A 15,352-nucleotide genomic window follows, 5' to 3' on the forward strand; every position below is an offset into this window, starting at 1 on the left:
CAGTACCAAGGATGATGCCGTATGCGCACTGCCCCGCTCCTGATGCTCGCCACCGTCGTCAGCCTGCCCGCGCCCACCCTGGCCGCGCCCTGGCTGGCCCCGGGAGACGCCCGGGCGCGCTACGCCGCCCAGGCACTGGCGGACACCGGCAGCCTCAACCGCACCACCTCCACCTGGCCCCTGATGTGGGACAACCTGGAAGAGCGCCGCGAGGCACCGAAAGACGCCACCGGCACCGCCCACGCCTACCTTGACTTTGAGCGGCGGGAACAGGCCCAGCAGGGCTTGCGCGGCACCGTAACCCTGAGCGGCGCCACAGAGCGGCGTGTGGTGCGTGGCTTCAGCACTGGCCCGGATGAAAGCGGCCAGCTGGGCGTAACCCTGCAATGGCAGGGTGAACACTGGGCCGCCGGTCTCTCGCCCTCGCATACCCAGAACCCGCAGGATAACAGGGACTGGCGCATGGACGGCTCCTACCTCGCCGCCACCGCCGGCAACTGGGTCATCGGCGCCGGCAACCTGGACCGCTGGTGGGGCCCCGGCTGGCAATCCAGCCTGATCCTCTCCAACAATGCCCGCCCCCTGCCCGCCATCTGGCTCAACCGCCGCAACGCGCACGCGCCACAACACGAATGGCTCAGCTGGATCGGTCCCTGGGACTTCACCCTGTTCGCCGGCGAGATGGAAAGCGCCCGCACCATCCCCGAGGCGCGACTGATCGGCATGCGCTTCACAATGCGCCCCATCCAGGGCCTGGACATCGGCTTCTCGCGCATTATGCAGCTCGACGGCGAAGGCCGCCCCGGCGGCGCTGGCACCTACTGGGACGCGCTGGTGGGCAGGGACAACCGGCAGGAAGGCAAAGCCAACGACCCCGGCAACCAGCTCGGCGCCATCGACATCCGCTACGGGTTCCAGGCAAGCGAGACCACCACCCTGGGCGTGTACACCCAGATGGTGGGCGAGGACGAGGCCGGGCGCCTGCCCGGCAAGAAATCCTGGCTCTTCGGGGTGGACGCCACCTCGGCGCTCGCCGGCGGGGAACAGCAATGGTACCTGGAGTACACCAACACCATTACCGATGACCTCTTCGGCGAGCCCCTGCCGGGCGTGACCTACGAGCACAGCATCTACCAGACCGGCTACCGCTATCGCGGGCGCAGCATGGCCGCCAGCCAGGGCGGCGATGCCGAAGTCGCCACCCTGGGCGGCTGGCACTTCCTGCCCGGCGGCTCACAGTTCGGCGCCAGCCTCACCCATGCCAAGCTCAACCAGTTCGGCGCCATCGGCAACCAGGTGCCGGACAACCGCGTGGATTACCTCACCCGCGCCCCGGACCAGAGCCTGACCCAGGCCACCCTGAGCTACGGCACCCAGATCCTGAGCGGCTGGCTCGACGTGGAAGCCCAGTATACGGACGAGGCCCTCAGACTCCGGGACGGCACCGAGCTGAGCCAATGGCAGGTTTCAGGCGAGTGGCGCTACCGCTTCTGAGCCTCCGGTCTCGGGGCCTTGCCGCCATACATGCTCCAGCTCTTGGCGGTCCGTAAGTCCCAAGCGCAAAGTATGGCACATTACTCGCTTCAGCAAACCACAGGTGATATGTTTATATTTTCACGCTAAATCGACACGTGGTAGAGACATGTCGATCTCATCGACATGTCCTCAGCCCATGTCGATCAAAAAGGCCGATTATCGACATGAGCTGGTCACCAGAACACCCTTTCAACGATATTCCCCCACTTCCTCCACAGGAGGAGCTCGAAACAAAATCAATACTGAAAGCCTGCATTCCAGCCCATGCAGCACTATCAGGGTTAGCAAGAGCCAGCGAGTTGCTGCCCCATCAGGGGCTATTGATTAACCTGTTACCACTGATGGAAGCGAAAGACAGCTCAGAAATTGAAAACATCGTGACCACAACGGATCGACTCTTTCAGTTCGCTGACTCCCCAGAACGGGCCGACCCGGCAACCAAGGAGGCTTTACGCTACCGAACGGCGGTACGCGAGGGCCTGGAGCGGCTTCAGCAAAGACCACTGTGCACCAATCTGGCTGTAGAACTCTGCAGCACCATCAAGAATACGCGCATGAACATCCGCCAAGTACCTGGCACAGCGCTTGGCAACGAAGCCACCGGCCAGGTCATCTATACACCGCCGGACAATGAGCAACGCCTGCGTGATCTGCTCGCTAACTGGGAAAGCTATCTGAATAATGACGATGGCACGGACCCGCTCATCAAAATGGCCGTTGCCCATTACCAGTTTGAGGCTATCCACCCATTCACAGACGGCAATGGCCGCACCGGGCGTATTCTGAACCTGCTCTACCTGATTGATCAGGGGCTGTTGCCAACACCGGTGCTCTACTACAGCCAGTATATCCTCGCCCGGAAGGAAGTTTACTATCGCCTGTTACTGGGCGTGACCCGGGATGGAGACTGGCACTCCTGGGTATTGTTCATGATCCAGGGCATTGAAGAAACCGCAAAACAGACTATCGCCAAAATTGACGCCGTTCAGACCCTGATTGAGCAAACCCGCCAACATATCCAGTCCCAACTTCCCAAAATCTACAGCCACGAACTGGTGCAAACCCTGTTCGCCCAGCCTTACTGCCGGATCCAAAACCTCGTGGATGCAGGGATTGCGAAACGGCAAACGGCTTCCGTATACCTGAATGAGCTTACCCGCATCGGCGTACTGGAAAAACGCTCAGAGGGAAGGGACAATCTGTTCCTTAACCCCAGACTGATAAGCGTCATGCTGAACCCAGACAACACCTACAGCCCTTTTCAGTAACGGTAGCACTTACGGACGGCACCGAACCGAGCCAATGGCAGGTCTCAGGCGAATGGCGCTACCGCTTCTAGCTCCAGGGCCGAACCAACAAGGTTCAGGATGGAGCCTACCTCCCATTGTAAGTGGCGCCAGAAATATGGCGCCTGGCATCCTTCCAAGGGAGCCGCCGCCCTCTTTGCTTCATTCGATTCAGAGCGGTCAGTGCTTCATCGTGAGTCAAAAAGCCGAACTCAATCAGTTCCACGAAAACCCACAGGGTTCCACGTACTTCGGCATCCTCTTTTGCTGCAAGCGCCCGGAGGTTGCTGTCTCCTGTCAGCAGAGGGCAGGACTCCTGACGACCATTGTCTCCAACCCCATTTCCCTTAAGTAAGGGCTCCCCTCCACGATCTCTTCCTCATAGAGGGTATCCGGCATCGCAAACCGGTACGGAAGTTGGAAAAGCGTCCGCAGTATCTCCCCAGCCTCCAGGTCAATGATGATGTTGGCATCACTGATCAGCAGCAGCATCCAGCGATTCCATCCAGCGTTCACGATAGAACTGCATGCGTGGGATGCCGAGCAGCTCAGCGGCTTTGGCCTCAGACATCAACTGTTCCGCCAGCGCGCGGTAAACCAGTTGCTCGAAGACCTGGGGGGTCTCTGTCGCCAACGACTCTCCGGGCTCACTCCTCTGCCACCCACGAGCCGAAAACAGCTTCATCAACGCCTGGTAGGCACCGTGCTGGATAACACCGCATTGCAGGGCGCGAATTACCCAACCGCGCATGGAAAGGCCATACTCATGTTTCAGGTGATACAGCTCTCGTGGCTCCAGGCGCTTACGCTGCTCGCCAAGCTCCTGTATGACCGCCCCCCAAGGCGCCAGAAAGGCCCCCGCGAAACGATCACAGACTTTCTCAGGGTCAAGGCCATCCGCAATACGCCCAGCAAACAACACATGTGCCAGCTCATGTGCCAGCGTGAAACGCTGACGATCGCCCGGCCAGCGTGAAGACACCGCGATCACCGGGAATTCATGCCCGTCCCCAGCGACCGCTGTGGCCGTCATGCCGGAAAACGCAGGATGCGCCTCATCGACAGTCAGTATGAGCAGGCCAAGCGTCTCGAGGGTATCGATCAGGTCACCAATCGGATTCCGGCCAAGCGCCCAGGCATGGCGAACATCATCCGCGATCGCCTCGACCGCCTCCATGTCGTCAATCCGCTCTGGAATGCAATGAGGCACCGAGAAATCATCAATTGGGGACTCGGGAAAAGCGTTCAGCAGTTCAATACGCTTTTCCACCATTTCCGCCACGCGGATCTGAACGGCCTCTGCCCGCTTTACGCCAAAGTCATTGTTTCTGCGGAACTCAACGTCAGCCAGCGACACCGTGCGGTTGCGGAAGAAATACTCAGTCCGCACCCCACAAGCCCTGGCAATCGCCAGCAGCTTTGCCGAATCGGGCGTAGCCCTACCCTTTTCATACTTCTGGATTGCCGCCTTGGTGACGCCCAGCCTCTCACCCAACGCATCAAGCGTAAGGCCAGCAGCGAGACGCGCCTGATGAATGCGCTCCCCCATCATGATGGCGCCCTCTGGTTTACTTTTATTAGCATTATACAGAAAAAGTAAACCATTTTGTTGACAAAATCGAGCTTCAAAAAGTTGGATTCTGGCAGAGTGGCGCTACCGCTTCTGAGCCGCCCGCCGGAGGGCGGCGATGCGGTAGGCGCGGAACAGAACCAGCAGCCGCCATACGTGCCCCAGCACCCACATATACCCGATGAACAGCAGCACGAACGCGGCGCACATGATCCAGGCCGGCACCGCCAGCCATTCCCCCGCAATACCAAGGGCCGCCATCAGCACCGCGACAACGGAAATGATCACCAGCGCCTGGCGGTCCGTGAAGCCCGCGCGCAGGAAGATGTGGTGCAGGTGCTCGCGGTCCGGGCGCATCACGGACTCGCCCTTCTTCGCCCGGCGCACCATGATCGCCACCATGTCCATCAGCGGTACCGCCACCAGCCACAGCGCCGTTACCGGGCGGAAGGCCGCCTCCCCCTGCTGGGTGCTGTTAATCAGGAGCCACACCAGCGAGAACCCAATGAACAGCGAGCCCGCATCCCCCATGAACACCCGGCAGCGGAACGGCGGCACCCGCAGGTTGGCCAGCCAGTACGGCACCAGCGCGAAAAGCAGCGCCAGCGCCAGCGTGGTCTCCGAGTGGAACCCCTGAGCCGGTACCAGCAGCACCAGCAGGCCCAGCAACGCCACCAGGGAGACACTGCCCGCCAGCCCATCAATGCCGTCGATCATGTTGAACATGTTGGTCGCCGCGATCACCGCGCATATGGTGACCACCGGCCCCAGGAACCAGCCCAGCTCAATCACCCCAAAGCCCAGGAGGTTGCCGAACTGGTCCAGCCAAACCCCGGAGCCCAGCACCAGAACCGCCCCCAGCGCCACCTGGGACCACAACCGGAAGGTCGCCGGCAGGTGGCGCGCATCGTCCACCGCGCCCATCACCACCAGCAGCAGCGAGCACAGCAGGAAGACCCCGTAGCCCCCCGCATAGGGCGCCGCAATCCACCAGGCCACAAAGAGCCCGATGAACACACTCAAGCCACCGGTCAACGGCACCGACCCCCGGTGCGTCTTGCGGTGGTCCGCTACGTCCAGCAACCCGGCGCGGTGAGCGAAGGGGCGAAGGGGGAAGAGAGACACAAGCGCGATCAGACCCGCCAAAAGGCCCGTTGACCCGGCATACTCCATGGGCTAATTCCATCCGGTAACTGGTTGGCGCAACCTTACCGACGCCTGAAGGGTTGGTAATGATTGCAGGAAGTGATTCTGCTCCAGCGGTAGATTATCCGCAAGAGGTTAAGCGCGGATGACAGGCGTCTATGACACGCCAAGACATTCAAGGTAAGCATTTACAACGATGGATTCCGAAAACCGGGCCTCCATCCGCTCCCGCGCCAGCACCCCGAAATCCGCAAGCTCCGAGGCAGGCCGCTCACAACACTCACGCATCCGCGCCGCCAGTGAGGCCGAATCCCGCACCTCACAAAGCCACCCGGTCACGCCCGGCTCAATGGCCTCCCGGCAACCCGGCACATCCGTCACGATGGCAGGGCGGCCCATAGCAGCGGCTTCCAGAACCGTCCGCGGCATACCCTCGCGGTAGGAAGGCAGTACCAGCACATGCGCCTCACGCAGAATGGGGCGCACATCATCGGTCTCGCCCAGGTATTCCAGGATGCCCTCGCGCTCCCAGGCCTCGACCTCCGCACGCTCAATCGCCGTGCGGTTACTGACCCCAAGCTGCCCCAACAACAGGCAGCGGGCGGGAACGCCTTCACCCTTAAGCTGGCGGCAGGCATCCGCGTACTCGCGAATGCCCTTATCCCCCAGCAAACGCCCTATAAGCAGAAAGGCCAGAGGCCCGGATTCCGACATGGGCGCCTGTTCAAAATGCGCCAGATCCACACCGGAGCCCGGAAGCAGCGTGGTCGGCACATCGCCCATAAGGCCGTAGCGCCGGAAAACCGCCTGATCCTCACTGTTCTGGAAGAACAGCCGCTCAGCCCTGCGGTTCACCATGCCGTACACCTGTCGTACCCGGCGGAACAGCCAGTTGTCGTGAATAAAGGCCGTGCCGAGGCCGGAGATGTTGTTGGCAAACGGAATACCCGCCCAAGCACACACCAGCCCGGCGTAGATGTTCATCTTGACCGTGAAATTGAAAACGAACACCGGCTGGAACCGACGCACCACGCGCCGGATCGCCATCAGACTGCGAACCTCACCCACCGGCCCAACGGCCTTACCGTCCAGAGGCAAAGGCTCATACTCAGCGCCAAGCTCAGCAAGCCTGGCACTGAACTCATCCCGGGGTGCCAGACACAGCACCCGGTACCCCGCCTCGTTCAAAGCGCGGATCGTACTGCGGCGAAAGTTATAGAGGTACCAGGAGGTATTAGAGGTAAGCAGAACTAAGCCGCAGCTCATGTTGTTGCGCGCCTTCCACAAGAGTGAAAAATCAGCTTAACGAATGCAGACCGGATTAATAATACCTCCCAATCTCCCATGCCCAACGCGGCCAGCAAGCCCATTAGCCCAGAATAGTCAATGGATAATTCCAGCCTGTGGCAGATCTACAAATCTTCAATAGGGCGTCAACACCAGATAACACTTACCGCATAGTTTTACGTGAGCCATGCATATCCCGGATAAGATCCCGCACGAAAAAGATTCAACAAGTGACGATCACTCCACCGACTCCTTGTCGCCAGGCCAATACCGCGTATCACTCTCATCATCCGGCTCCTCAAGCAGTTGGTACTCGTAGAGAATACCCTTGATTGCCTCAACACTTTTGGCTAGCTCAGTCGACGAGACGTAAGCCTTATCCACTTCCTCCGTGACCAGGGTGTCATAGGAGTAGTCAATATCATGATAGATTCCGCGAAAAGCTGGCAGCACCGAGAAGTAATTTTTCAGCTCCACGGAACGACGCGTCTCTTCCTCGCTCATGAGTTCCTCATAGAGCTTCTCGCCGGGCTTGGGGCCAATCACGTTAATCTCGATCTGATCCGGCTCAAAGCCATATCGTGTCGCCAGCTCATCAATCATCGCGAGCGCCAGATCCCAGATCCGGATCACCGGCATCTTGGTGATGAACACCTCACCGCCACGAGCCTGAAGCGCGGAATCCAGAACCAGGCGAACCGCTTCTTCAATGCTCATGATGAACCGGGTCATCTCGGTTGCCGTTACGGTAACCGGCCCCCCCTTGGCGATCTGATTATGGAAAATGGGGATAACGGAGCCGCTCGAACCCAGCACATTGCCAAAGCGGGTTGACGCAAAAACCGGAGCGGATTCATTGCGCTTGCTGCTGTTGGCAGCCGTCATCAGCCGCTCGCCCATCAGCTTGGAGGTGCCCATCACATTGGTTGGGTTCACCGCCTTATCCGAGCTCGTGAAGATCACTTTCTCCACCCCGGCCTCGATGGATGCAGCGATCACATTCTGAATCCCCGAGATATTCGTCTGGAGTGCCTGATCCGGTGAGCGCTCACACAGCACGACGTGCTTGAGCGCCGCCGTGTGAAACACCACATCAATGCCCTGCATTCGGCGAGCGAGTTCGTCCCTGTCCCGAATGTCCGCAATGAAAAAGCGCGCCCGGGAGTCATGTAAATACGTCTGATCTTCGAAAAAAAGGGCGGTTTCCTGATTATCAATGCCAACCACCTCGGCTGGGTCGTAGTTACCGTTGGAGAGCAGCTGTCTGATCAGTTCAGACCCAACGGTGCCACATGCGCCTGTCACCAGAACGCGCTTCCCTGAAAATTGCTTCATTGCAGACTCCATAGAATGAAAGACAGTGCCGTACTCAAGAGAGAAAGTAATGGACGGTTCGGTCCAGTCCCTGCTCAAGGCCATATTCGGGCTGCCACCCAAGCCACTCCCGGGCCTTCCGGGTATCCGAGTAATTCCGCATTACATCGCCAACGCGTTTCTCACCGTTAAAGACTTCCACGTCCCGCACGCCATGTGCCGCCAGAAGGCTTACAAGCAGCGCGGCTATCTCCCCAACCGTGGTCTCCTGGCTGGTGGCAATCTGGAAGGTTTCTCCGCCCACATGCGGCTGCGCTGCCGCAAGCCGTATCGCACGGACCAGGTCATCAATGAAGATGAAATCCCTTGTCTGGGAGCCATCGCCATAGATCTCGAGCCGCTCACCGCTGAGCGCCTCCTTGATGAACTTGGCCACGACACTGCCCTTGTGTATGGAACCAGGCCCATACACATTACCGAACCGAAGCGCGACGGTCTCAACACCAAAACTTCGGAAGTACGCCGAGCAATACCCTTCGCCCGCCAGCTTACTCGCCCCATAGGGTGCAACCGGGTGTGGTGGCAGCTCCTCATGGATGGGCGGCTCTACCTCGCCTGCCGGAGCCCCGCTTGAGGCAAACACGAAACGCCCCACCCCGTTGTGCCGTGCCGCCTCAAGCGCGTTGAAGGTTCCAAGGACATTCGTCAGGCAGTCATGGCGGGGATCCTCCACAGATGGGCCAACGCCCGTATTCGCGGCCAGATGAACCACCACATCCGCCTTATCCGCCGCCTGGGAGAGCGCCGCCTCATCAAGGATGTCACCCACAATGAGTTCCACCTCTCCCGCTTCCGGGAAAGGCGCTTCAGCACCGCTGCCCTCCGTAAACGGCGCAACCTGCCCAAGGTCGTCTCGAGTACCCGTGCTGAGGTTATCGAAAACCCGAATCCCGTGGCCTCCCTCCGCTAACAGAAAACGGATCAGGCCCGTGCCGATGAACCCACATCCGCCGGTAATCAGCCACTTCATGTCCACTTGATTCCCTTAAAGATAACGTCCTTGCGGATGTTATCCCTGTAAGTTTCTACCAGCTCAAACATGCGGTCCATCACGTCATCCGTCAAATAATGGGGCTCAACACCAATGTTCTGGAGACCCTGGTAGGTGGGATTGTAATAGTGCTCCTCAGCTTCCTTGCGCGGGTTCGTGATCGACTCGATCGGGACCTCGTGACCGCGCCGCTGGCCCACCCGCTGAGTGATGGTCGCAATGTCATTGACGCTCAGCGTTTCCATGATCTGGTTGAAGATCCGGAGTTCATGTTTACCGGCGGGTGTCTCTGCCGCTTTCTGAATGCACTGGAGCGTGTCCTTGATGTTGAGATAACCGCGTGTCTGACCACCACCACCGTAGACTGTCAGCGGATAACCCACGACCGCCTGGGTCACGAACCGGTTAACAATGGTTCCGAAGATTTCGTCGTAATTGAAAATCGTCTTCAGGCGATCATCAATATTCGACTCTTCCGTTTCAAAGCCATAAACCGGCCCCTGCATCAGGTCAGTCACCCGCAGATCCCACATCCGCACGGCAAACCAGATCAGGTCCGTGTCCATCACCTTGGTGGTGTGGTACAGGCTGCCGGCCTGGCGAGGGAAAAGGAACGTATCCTTGCGGCCCTTGTGCTCAACGTCAAGCCACCCCTCCTCGATATCGATGTTCGGCGTGCCGTACTCGCCCATGGTGCCCAGCTTGATGATATGGGTATCCCGCGCAAAATCACGAACCGCCCAGAGCAGATTGTTGGTGACCCTGAGGTTGTTCATCAGGGTGATGTCCGCGTGCTCGTAATCCATTAGGGAGTAAGGGGCGGAAGGCTGTTCCGCGTAATGCACGACCGTGTCCGGCAGCCCCGTAAACTGTTGATTCACCGCCCACTGATATCGAACCCGTCCGTCAAAAAGACTGCGCATGTTTTCAGGGCTGGTAAGATCGCCGATCACGACCTTGATCTCACGCCCCGTCTTCTTGTACCAGACCTTGGCGCGCTCAATAAGCGTGGGCACTGCGTAAAGCATGCCCGTATCCAGCTCCGTACAGGCATTGCGCCGGAAATAATTATCAACGACGGTGACGTCGTAGCCGCGGCTGGAAAAATGCATGGCGGTTGGCCAGCCCAGGTAGCCATCACCGCCTAAAATAACGATATGAGACAAGTAAACCTCCATAGTCTATTGCTGACTTTTGTTGCCTTTCTAGGGCGCACGACCATATTGGGCCTCAAACCTAACAAGCAGCCCAGGCATCGGCCACATCAACATTGCAGCCAGAGTCCTCCAGCTCCCAGATCACATCAATCGCGGGTCTTGCGAAGGTCCGGGCAGTTCTCCTTAAACGTCCCCTGTACCAGCACATGCGTGCCGGCAATCGTCTGGCCAAACTTGCTCACGAGCTGCCTTTATAGGTGCTCGCCGTGATCACCTCCGCGTACAAGGTATCAACCTGACCCGCAATGGCGCGGGTAAAGGCCGAAAAGTCTGGCAGTAAAAGACAGCTGAAAGGCGGCCGCCAACTCCTATTCGCTCACCTCGCGGGTGTCATCCATGAAATTGAAAACAAACACCGGAGGCGACCGGCGTACCACGCGCCAGATATTTTTCAGACTGCAAACCTCACCTACTGGCACAACACCCTTGCCCTCCACTGGCAAGGACTGATACTCCGCCTCTAGCTCGCTAAGTTTGGCACTGAACTCATCCCGGGGGCCAGACAAAGCACCCTATACCTGCCTCGGTCAACGCAAGGATCGTGCTACGACGGAAGTTATAGAGGTATCAGGAGGAGTTCAAAGTCAGCAACAGCAGATGCTGAGGAATTATTCTTCAGATGCTCGACGTTTCAGGGCTAGTTGAAAGACTTCCAGTAACTTCTCTGCGGCTACGTTAAGATCCCGGTTATCACGTAGCCATATTACGGAACGAGCTACTCGCTCATCACGTTGTTCTTTACTTTCTGATAGCAGTTTGTAAGCAGCAGAAGCGAATGCGGTGGGGTTGTACTCCGCAATGACGCCTCCGCCACTCTCCTCAAGAACGTACTGATTGTCAGGAATCGCACTGGCGACGACGGGAATGTGGCCCCTGATGTAGTCCATCGTTTTCACTGGGGAGTTGGTCCGCAGGATCTCGTCGATAGGCAAAGGGCTTAAACCAATGTCCGTTAGCGTTAGAACCGCGGGAAGGCAATCATCCGGAACCGGTTCGGACCAAACAACGTAATCCTCCAACTTTTGTTCCCGAGCATAGCGCCGAAGTACGTCGAGCTGCCACGCGGAACGCGTGACGCCCAGAACGAGCAACCCCACCGAAGGATCATTGCGCCTTAGCTCCCCTAATGTATCAAGCAGGAACGATGGGCGACGCTGGGGGTCAAGAGTGCCAATATACACCAGCCACCGCGTACAGGTACGGCTCTCCAGCTCCTGTTTCACTCGCTCATACGACCCGCTGCATTGTGGCTCAGTGGCAGTGGGTAATTCGTCGACGCGGACCATGGACTCGACAGGTTTCATAGCATCGCCGGAGAGACCAACCTTATCAGCAAAATAATCTGCCATTGCCTTACTCATCGGGATGACGGCATCACTGCGGCGCAGCAGTAGGTTACGAGCGATCATGGCAAGTTTAGCCACAGTACGTTGGCCCAATCCCCCAGAGGCAATAATGCTCTCAGGGACCAGATGGGTAATTCGGTAGACAAACGCTGCACCCGTGCGGCGAGTAAGGAACCATGCTGTCCACGCAAGAACCGGATCATTGTGAACAACAATGATGTCAGAGTGTGCGAGCCCGGTTTTACGAAACCAACGACCGACCAGAAACGGTGTCGCGCAAGCTAGCAGGATGCGCCCAAACAAGGTGTTTGCACGCTTACGAAATAAGCGCGCCCGGCCACTGGCAAGCACTTCCCGCGCCACGCTTGACTCCTGGTTCCTTGAAAACGCTCCGAGCGAAACGTCGCAACCCAGTTTTGGCAAAAGGTAGAGATATACTTGACCGAAGTGCGGTGGAAAATGAAGATCAACAGTCTGGTCACAAAGAAAAACAATGCGGAACCCGCGCTCTGGATACTCGTTACCCGCGCTCTTGGGATCACCTTGGTCCACGGTGCTTAAACTCCTTTTCGCTCCACGAAACAATCTTCTCAGCCACGTCACGCCAAGTGACCGCATTACTGGCCACTCGTTGTTCGGGAGGAATTCGTCCTTTATCTACGCGCTGACGTAAAGCCTCTGCGAGCGCTGCCTCGTCACCAACTGGTACAACAGTGCTGTTATTCTGTCCGGCAAGGAGCTGTGGAACGCGACCAACCCCATAGGCAATCACATCCAGGCCACACGCAAGCGCTTCCTTAATGCAAATAGGATGATTTTCCGTGCGCGAGGTAAGCATAAAAACATCCGACGCCCGAAGTATATCCGCAAGAGCCGAGGGTTCCTGGCGGCCATGGAAGGTCACGCGCCCAGGCAAATTCGTTCCCGCCAAGTGTTCAAGCTCAGGTCGAACAGAACCATCACCCACGATGGAAAGGTATACAGACCAACCCTGATTCACCACGGAACCTACAGCCCGAATGATGTGTTCAACCCTTTTAACCGGGTCAAGCCTCCCAGCAAAAACGACATGTGCGGTTTCGGCCTCTCCACACCTCAACGAACGTTCAAGGTTCATATTGGACGTACCAGGATAAAAAACCGTTTCGTCTACCCCTGGGTCGACCTTGAGGAACGGGCCTCTTGAAGCAAATCGTGATGGATTATCCATTTCGCATCCACCCCAAAAGATTAAACCGTCTGCCCGCCTGGCGAACCACTCATTGAAGTTACCTATTCGGCCACGAGCCGAATAAATAACGGGTGCGTTCGAAACTTTTCGGACACGAGCCAGGCTCGGCCTTCCCGTAAGGAGAATTAGGTCTGCGGTCTCAAGGCACTTTGGTTCCTCTGTGTTAATGCGATTCGCGAACTCATAAAAAAAAAGAAAACGATACAGTTTTCCTAAAACGTTACGCCTTGAAAATAGTTTCCAGCTAAATCGAGATAGCTGAACTCCTGATACATTCGCCCAATCAGGCAGCTGGCTATCAGCTTCGTCACCCCTGAGAGAAATAAGGTACGTAACGTTGTGGCCAAGATCATGTAGCGACCTGCCCAGGTTCAGGTCGTTAACCTCAGCGCCTCCGCGAGTATAATTTAGCAAAGGGTTAATTAGCGTAATATTCATCTATGATTGATCCGGAATCGGATATAACGTGAGGAAAGACCATCTGAATGCATAAGGAAGTCAACGACACCGAGAAAATATTTAAAAAAACAATAAAACTCTTGAGGCCAGAACATTTATTAATAAATATTGGACAGTTGCGAAATCCTTAAATCGCTATTCTCACCATGATTATATTCGCATAATTCCGAGCCGATTTTCCAGAATGTCCGATCGACCACATGAAAACGCAAACTAACATGGGACGAACCCAGATCTCACGCCAGGAAGAGTAACATGAAACTCAAAAATTAAATATTTTATTCGCGACAAAGTTAAAACAATTTCATTATCCCAAAACGCGCGATGTCTGTCGAACAACTTCAGGTTTCTTGGATGGCAATCTAGTTAAAAACTCAGAATACGTTATTAATAATATTACAAAAACCCAGAAAAGCTCTTTATGCAAGAAATTCCAAGCTATACCTATAAATAACAGGCTCACTAAAAATGCCAACATAGACATGCTTCCCGAGGTATTTATTCCTTTTGCCAAACTTATTTTACGGCTCTTCCAAGCTATACTGAAAAGACCAGCCATAAAGAAAAAAAAGGTGATTAGCCCAACTGCACCGAACTGCGCTGCAATCATCGTATACACGTTATGAGGACCGGCAATGACACCGTACTCATTCACCAAAATCGGGCGAAATGCTTGGCTGCCAACCCCGGTTATTGGGTGGTCCAAGAAAATTTGCAATGACGCGTAAGACGTTTCCATTCTCGTCTTTAAAGATTTTGCGCCAATCCCAACTATTGTCAGCTGGCTTTCGTTTCTGACTGCTAATGAAAATAAGTTCAGAACAAAGTCTTGAAGTCTTAAAAAAGTTTCGGGGGGACGCGGCATAATATTTATTGATAGAGCGGCACCAGAAGTTAAAAAAATAACTGAAAACCATAACTTGATATTCTTAAAAAAGAATAATACAAGTGTTACTAAGACCAACAAGCCCGACCTGGATGACGTTAATAATATGCCAATAGCAAACAAAGAGACAACGAACAAAAAAATTGCGTTTTTTGTGGGTTTTATATCCAAAGTTGAGCGCACAGCAATCAAAACAACAATACCTAATGAAAGCATGTATGCAGTTACATTGGGATTTCCTGAAAGCCCGGCTGAACGAAATGAATAATAACCTCCAACTAAGGTATTAACCTCAAAATGGTCTAGGATTGTCAGGACTGCCTCAACTCCACAAACAAAAATAAACCCAAAAAAGATGGCATTTTGATTTCTAAGATTTTTAATGACTAGATATGCAACCAGAAGAAAAATTAAGTTTGCCACAAGACTTCGAAAGCTTAATGGCCAGTAGCTATTTGTAATAATAGGGAAAGCAAAAACCCAGAGGCAAAACAGAAAATAACAAATAAATACAGAAAAAAATCCGTAAGAAATTTTTGGGCGCTCTTTTTTTATATAAACTAAAGGAAAATAAGCCGATATTAGTACACAAAAAACCAACCACGTAACGCTATAATTATTGGCGATTGAGAGGCCTAGCGAAGTGATACCTAGAAGAACCCCACAAATAAAAGCTAAAATTTTGTACAAGTTACGAAAGTTTGACAAGCCATTCGATTTTTCCATAAGAGTTATCATGGCCCTCGGGAGCTATACTAATACGAAAGAACAAAATAACATTGGCCAATATATAACACAGCTCAAGATACAAAAAAAATAATCTCAAAAGCTAGGGTAGATTTTGCGACCAACATAACGTCTGACAGTTGAATCGGACCGATTCATTATAGTTTTGAAATGAAAGGTAAATTACAATCTCAGCTGCATGGGTGAAGCTGGTAACCAGCGCGTAGGGCCGCCAAATCTGCTAGCCAGTAATCGTCGTGGGGGTGCGACCAGAAAAAGGCTAGTCCGGGGTGGAAG

At 55.3% G+C, this 15,352-nt stretch carries 13 protein-coding genes; 2 read left to right on the forward strand and 11 right to left on the reverse strand.

Going from position 1 to position 15,352, the window contains the following annotated elements:
- The first annotated feature begins 21 nt into the window (after positions 1-21).
- Complete coding sequence (locus tag F3089_RS09250; RefSeq protein ID WP_225741720.1) at positions 22-1,494, forward strand: capsule assembly Wzi family protein; 1,473 nt, start codon at positions 22-24, stop codon at positions 1,492-1,494.
- A gap of 206 nt (positions 1,495-1,700) precedes the next feature.
- Positions 1,701-2,804, forward strand: coding sequence for a protein adenylyltransferase Fic (fic, locus tag F3089_RS09255; protein WP_151440529.1), 1,104 nt, complete (start codon positions 1,701-1,703; stop codon positions 2,802-2,804).
- A gap of 106 nt (positions 2,805-2,910) precedes the next feature.
- Here the strand turns inward: fic and F3089_RS16250 are convergent, their stop codons facing one another.
- The 11 genes from F3089_RS16250 to F3089_RS09310 all read right to left on the reverse strand — a co-directional run bounded on the left by F3089_RS16250 (position 2,911) and on the right by F3089_RS09310 (position 15,055).
- A complete protein-coding gene (locus tag F3089_RS16250) occupies positions 2,911-3,126 on the reverse strand; it encodes a PIN domain-containing protein (protein ID WP_502707333.1) in 216 nt (71 codons plus the stop codon).
- On the reverse strand, positions 3,120-3,314 hold the full coding sequence (locus F3089_RS16195; protein ID WP_353623146.1) for a PIN domain-containing protein: 195 nt from the start codon (positions 3,312-3,314) through the stop codon (positions 3,120-3,122). The genes F3089_RS16250 and F3089_RS16195 overlap by 7 nt, the downstream gene beginning before the upstream one ends.
- The gene (locus tag F3089_RS09265) at positions 3,295-4,374 is read right to left on the reverse strand and encodes a helix-turn-helix domain-containing protein (protein WP_151440530.1); all 1,080 of its coding nucleotides are present in this window, start codon (positions 4,372-4,374) and stop codon (positions 3,295-3,297) included. Before F3089_RS09265 ends, F3089_RS16195 begins: the two co-directional genes overlap by 20 nt.
- Positions 4,375-4,476: 102 nt before the next feature.
- The gene (wecA, locus tag F3089_RS09270; protein WP_151440531.1) at positions 4,477-5,565 is read right to left on the reverse strand and encodes a UDP-N-acetylglucosamine--undecaprenyl-phosphate N-acetylglucosaminephosphotransferase; all 1,089 of its coding nucleotides are present in this window, start codon (positions 5,563-5,565) and stop codon (positions 4,477-4,479) included.
- A 129-nt stretch (positions 5,566-5,694) separates the two neighbouring features.
- On the reverse strand, positions 5,695-6,804 hold the full coding sequence (locus tag F3089_RS09275; RefSeq protein WP_151440532.1) for a glycosyltransferase family 4 protein: 1,110 nt from the start codon (positions 6,802-6,804) through the stop codon (positions 5,695-5,697).
- Positions 6,805-7,062: 258 nt separating this feature from the next.
- Positions 7,063-8,160, reverse strand: a complete 1,098-nt coding sequence (locus F3089_RS09280; protein WP_225741721.1) for a polysaccharide biosynthesis protein — start codon at positions 8,158-8,160, stop codon at positions 7,063-7,065.
- Positions 8,161-8,194: 34 nt separating this feature from the next.
- Positions 8,195-9,169 (reverse strand): NAD-dependent epimerase/dehydratase family protein, encoded by a 975-nt coding sequence (locus tag F3089_RS09285; protein ID WP_151440533.1) that lies wholly within the window; start codon positions 9,167-9,169, stop codon positions 8,195-8,197.
- Positions 9,166-10,356 carry an NAD-dependent epimerase/dehydratase family protein gene (locus F3089_RS09290; RefSeq protein WP_151440534.1) on the reverse strand — a complete coding sequence of 397 codons (1,191 nt, stop codon included), beginning with the start codon at positions 10,354-10,356 and terminating at the stop codon, positions 9,166-9,168. Before F3089_RS09290 ends, F3089_RS09285 begins: the two co-directional genes overlap by 4 nt.
- A 659-nt stretch (positions 10,357-11,015) precedes the next feature.
- Positions 11,016-12,305: a glycosyltransferase gene (locus tag F3089_RS09300; RefSeq protein ID WP_192497318.1), complete on the reverse strand. Its 1,290-nt coding sequence runs from the start codon at positions 12,303-12,305 to the stop codon at positions 11,016-11,018.
- The gene (locus F3089_RS15870) at positions 12,292-12,963 is read right to left on the reverse strand and encodes a glycosyltransferase (protein ID WP_192497319.1); all 672 of its coding nucleotides are present in this window, start codon (positions 12,961-12,963) and stop codon (positions 12,292-12,294) included. The genes F3089_RS09300 and F3089_RS15870 overlap by 14 nt, the downstream gene beginning before the upstream one ends.
- 787 nt (positions 12,964-13,750) lie before the next feature.
- Complete coding sequence (locus F3089_RS09310) at positions 13,751-15,055, reverse strand: O-antigen ligase family protein (RefSeq protein ID WP_192497320.1); 1,305 nt, start codon at positions 15,053-15,055, stop codon at positions 13,751-13,753.
- Positions 15,056-15,352: the final 297 nt, after the last annotated feature.

Source organism: Halospina sp. K52047b (assembly GCF_008709855.1).
In the GTDB taxonomy this organism is placed as follows: Bacteria; Pseudomonadota; Gammaproteobacteria; order Pseudomonadales; family Oleiphilaceae; genus Halospina; species Halospina utahensis_B.